General features: G+C 71.1%; 3 protein-coding genes and 2 pseudogenes. 3 read left to right on the top strand and 2 right to left on the bottom strand.

Going from position 1 to position 3988, the window contains the following annotated elements:
- Nucleotides 1-159: pseudogene (locus ABZ154_RS34825) on the bottom strand (transposase); the annotation flags it as partial.
- 82 nt (nucleotides 160-241) lie between these two features.
- Here ABZ154_RS34825 and ABZ154_RS34820 point away from each other — a divergent pair.
- Together ABZ154_RS34820 and ABZ154_RS34815 are read left to right on the top strand one after the other, a co-directional pair.
- A pseudogene (locus ABZ154_RS34820) lies at nucleotides 242-511 on the top strand (TetR/AcrR family transcriptional regulator); the annotation flags it as partial.
- 105 nt (nucleotides 512-616) lie between these two features.
- A complete protein-coding gene (locus ABZ154_RS34815; RefSeq protein WP_356838457.1) occupies nucleotides 617-1717 on the top strand; it encodes a hypothetical protein in 1101 nt (366 codons plus the stop codon).
- A gap of 174 nt (nucleotides 1718-1891) precedes the next feature.
- Here the strand turns inward: ABZ154_RS34815 and ABZ154_RS34810 are convergent, their stop codons facing one another.
- Entirely contained in the window at nucleotides 1892-2203 is a 312-nt protein-coding gene (locus tag ABZ154_RS34810; RefSeq protein WP_356838456.1) for a hypothetical protein, read from the bottom strand.
- 136 nt (nucleotides 2204-2339) lie between these two features.
- On the opposite strand from ABZ154_RS34810, the gene ABZ154_RS34805 reads away from it, so the two are divergent.
- On the top strand, nucleotides 2340-3761 hold the full coding sequence (locus ABZ154_RS34805) for a hypothetical protein (protein WP_356838455.1): 1422 nt from the start codon (nucleotides 2340-2342) through the stop codon (nucleotides 3759-3761).
- Nucleotides 3762-3988 lie beyond the last annotated feature (227 nt).

Genomic DNA, 3988 nt, shown 5'->3' with positions numbered 1-3988 from the left:
CCTGACCTGGCAACGAAGGAGCTCCTGAATCCGCTGGTCAAGCCCGTCCTCACGCCACAACCTGAAGTAGTAGAACACCGCCGACCAGGCCGGCAGGTCATGCGGCAGCATCCTCCACTGACAACCCGTCCGGTTCTGATAGAAGATCGCGTTCACGACCTGTCACGGTCCGCCCGCATCAACGAACTCCCTTCGGAGGACATTCCTATGAGCACCCACCAGGCGCTCGGGGCAGTGGACGGCTGGCCTCGCGGACGCCATCCGGCTGGTCACCAGCGCGCCGGGCGGACCCGCCAAGCCCGGCCCCACCCCAGGCATGGAGGCGGCCGGAACCCTGCTCCGCGCCTGCGAGGACGCCGGCGTCGTCCGCCCCGGAGTGACCCCGGACGACTTCTTCCTCGCCATCGCCGGTCTCTGGCAGATCGATCCGCGCGAGGGCTGGGAGCCGAGGGCCGGCCGGCTGCTGGATTTCATCATGGACGGACTGCGCGTCGGGGCGCCCGGCCGCTGACGGGCCCGCCCGCCACCGGGTGTCGGCGGGCCGTGTGATGATGCCCCGGACAGCGCTCGGACCTGGGGAGGGGCCGAGCACCACGCACGTGACGGGAGCGGCGAGTTGAGCAAGGGCGGGGCGTCCATACCGGACGAGGAGTGGGAGCGTTTCCTCCGGGAGGCCGAGGCCGGGGGCCGGGGAGCGCCCGAGGAGCCGTCGGCTCGGGCCCGGATGGTGGCGCGGCGGCTCCAGGAGGAGTCCGGCCCGCCGGAGGGGTGGCGGACGTACACGCCGGCTCGGCGGCGCAAGGGCAGGGGCTGGGCCGCGCTCGGTCTGGCGGCCGCCGTCGTCGTGGTGGTCGTGGCCGTCGGCCCCTGGGGGATCGGCAGCTGGTTCGACGGCGGCGACGGCGCGAGCGCCACGCCCCTCGCCGCGGAGTCGGAGCGCCCGACCGGTGCGCCCGCCCAGGAGGCCGCGGACCGGCCTCCCACTGTGGACGAGCCGTTCCGGGGGTCGCCGGCCGCGCGATGGAGCGACGGAACGGCGGGCATCCACCTGCCCGAGCCACGGGCGACCGGCTGGATGAGCAGGGCGGAGGTCGCGGACGCGCTCGCGAAGACCCGGGACTTCCTCGTCGCGTCCAGCCTCGACCCCGCCGTACTGCGCGGCGAGCGGCCGGCCGAGGCCATCGGCCTGATCAACCCGCACCAGTCGGATGTGCGGGGTTTCCTCAAGAAGGCGCTCCGCGCGCCCGATCGCGAGAACGACCCGCTCCTGCTGTTCAGCCGCTTCCGGTCCTCCGACGTCCGGCCGGCCGGGGACGTGGTCAAGACCCGCGGCCGGGTCACCTTCCGGGAGGGCGAACGCGGGGCGGTGCAGGTGTCCACCGACGTCACCTACGTCTACCCGGTCGTGCGCGCCGAGGGGGACAGTGACGAGGTCGCGCGCACTATCGTGCGCCGCGAGGTGGTGGTGAGCTGGGACGACCCGGCGAAGATCGTGATCGAGCCGGGGACGTTCTCCCTCGTCTCCTACAAGGTGGACACCACCAACGGCGGTTGCGACACCTACACCGGCTATCTGACCCCCGCGTTCCGCGCCGAGCGTACGGCCGCCGAAGCGCGCGACGGTGCCGAGGTCGACCCGTACGACCGGAGCACGTCGATGGAGGAACGTATGCGGGAAGGCGACGACGAGGGCTGCGGAACCGCCACCCGCTCCTGAACGGGGGCGGTCCGCGCCCCGCGCGTGGAGCGTTCACGGCGGATCTCCTCACGAAACACCTGCCGCTCAGCGGTCAGGCCCCCACCTTCCGGATGGCGAATGCCACCGGCATACCGCAGGGATCATGGGCCGTCATCACCGACGACAACCCGAAAACCTCAGTAGCCGCTGGCGCTACCGGTGCTCGAACCGGCCATACGGCTGCAGACGCTCACCGGCACCGCCCAGCCACTCGCCTGTCCGAGGTTCGAAGGCGATCGGCACATCGCTCTCCGGTTCGGGGATGAAAGGCATCCCCACCGTGTCCCACACGAAGGTGTGCAAAAAGTCGGTGAAGCCGCCGTCGAAGGGCACGACGTCATCGCTCTCGCCGGGGTGCCCGACGATCGTCCATTCGTTCGGGTCGTTCGCCGATGTCTTCCAGTAGAAGACGTCACTGGCGGTGGTGTGCCCCCAGGGCAACCATCCGTCGGGCTCGGGGAACAAGGGGGACACGGTGGCGGAGGCTTCTGGTGGGCAGGGTGCCGAGCGGCGGCCCTCGGCGATCGCGGGCCATATTTCACGCGTCCTACGCGACCCCCGCCCCCTACGATCACCTGGTACGACTGCTGGAGGGGCGGGAATGCTCGAGGACATCGAGGACGGGACAGCGGCAGCGACGCGGCTCGCGGGAGGTGCGCCGCTTCGAAGCACGCTGGATGTCGCCGACCCCGCTGACTGGCTCGCACTGGATGCAGGAGTGCGTGAGGTGGCCTGGCACCGCCCGCAGTTCCTGCCGGGGTGGGAACACTCCGCCCCACTGCCCGCCGACCTGACTCAGCTCGGCGAGTCTCGGCTCGCGCTCGCCCTCTGCCACCGCGACGGGCGGATCCGTCAGGAGGCAGTGCGCCAGTCGGTCCGGTGCCCCGGTCTGCTGCCGTTGGTCGTGATCCGCTGCGCCGATTGGGTCGGCCCAGTGCGCGAGCACGCCCGGCAGTTGCTGAGCGAGACCCTGAACGTGGACTCCGCCCTCGACCTCGCGCCGCTCATCCTCCGCGTCGGCCGCCGCGACAGAGGTGCCTTCGGCGTCGATGTGCTCGGCCAGACCCTGCGCCAGGCATCCCACGGGCAGCTCGCTGTTCTCTTCGCTGACCCCGACCGCATCGTCCGGCGGTTCGCGTATCGGCTGGCCATCGAGGGCCAGTTGCTCCGTCCCGATGAGCTGGCCCACGCGGCCGCCGGGGACCAGGACACGGTGGTCCAGGACCTGTGTGCCACAGCGGCGCTCACGACTCTGGGGGATGAGGATGTCTACGAGGGTGTGCTGCCTCCACTGCTGTCCGCACGTAACCCGCGTACCCGTTCGGCCGGCGTCACCGCGCTGAGACGGGCGGGCCGGTCAAAGCAGGCGGAGCCGTTTCTCAGCGACCGATCCGCGCTCGTGCGCGCTTGCGCCCGGTATGTCGTACGACAGCAGGGAGGTGACCCGTCGGCCTGGTACCGGGAGCGGTGCGCGGCACCGGACGACCCCGAGTTGCCGCCCGGTGCGGTCATCGGGCTGGCCGAGTGCGGGGACCGCGCGGACGCCGGGCTGCTGCGGCCTCTGCTCGCGCACCCGGCGGCCGGGGTGCGGGCGCGAGCGGTGGCAGGGATGCGGTCACTGGACTGCGCGGATGCCAAGCAGTTGCGGCCGCTCCTCGACGACCCTGCCGCCGGGGTCGTCCGCGAGACCGCCACCTCCCTGCTGCCCTCGGCCAAGGAACTGCCCGCCGACTGGCTCTTGGAGCGCACCAGCGCCGAGCGGCCGCGGCACGTCCGCGTCGCCGCATTCCGGCTGCTCGACGCGCGCGGCGGCATCGTGGCACTACGGGCGGCGGTCGGTCTGTTCGAGGACCCGGATACGAAGCTGCGCACCTGGGCCGCGCAATCAGTGCAGCGCTGGCATCCGTCGCCGGATGGGCGGCGCGGCGACGCGGAGGTGGGTGAACTGCTCGACAGGAGCCGACAAATCTTCAGCGACCACGTGCTGCGTCGGCGCAAGTGGGAAGCCGGGGTGGGCAGCTGAGACTGCACCACGGTCCAGAACGCTGCTCAGCACTCGCCGTCCGGTGGCCCTGGTGACAGCACGCCTGCCTTGGTGACAACTATCGTGCTTTGGCTCATCAGACAGGTCTACAGCACGCCTGAATTACGCGCTGCTAGTGTCCTGAGTCGCTAGTTCGCTTGCGGTTGTAGGGTGGAACGATGCCTGGTCCGAAGCCGTTGCCGCTGGAGCTGTCCGACCATGAACGC

Origin of the sequence: Streptomyces sp. NPDC006261, assembly GCF_040613515.1 — a bacterium.
In the GTDB taxonomy this organism is placed as follows: domain Bacteria; phylum Actinomycetota; class Actinomycetes; order Streptomycetales; family Streptomycetaceae; genus Streptomyces.
This window is presented reverse-complemented; position numbering and strand designations above follow the sequence as displayed.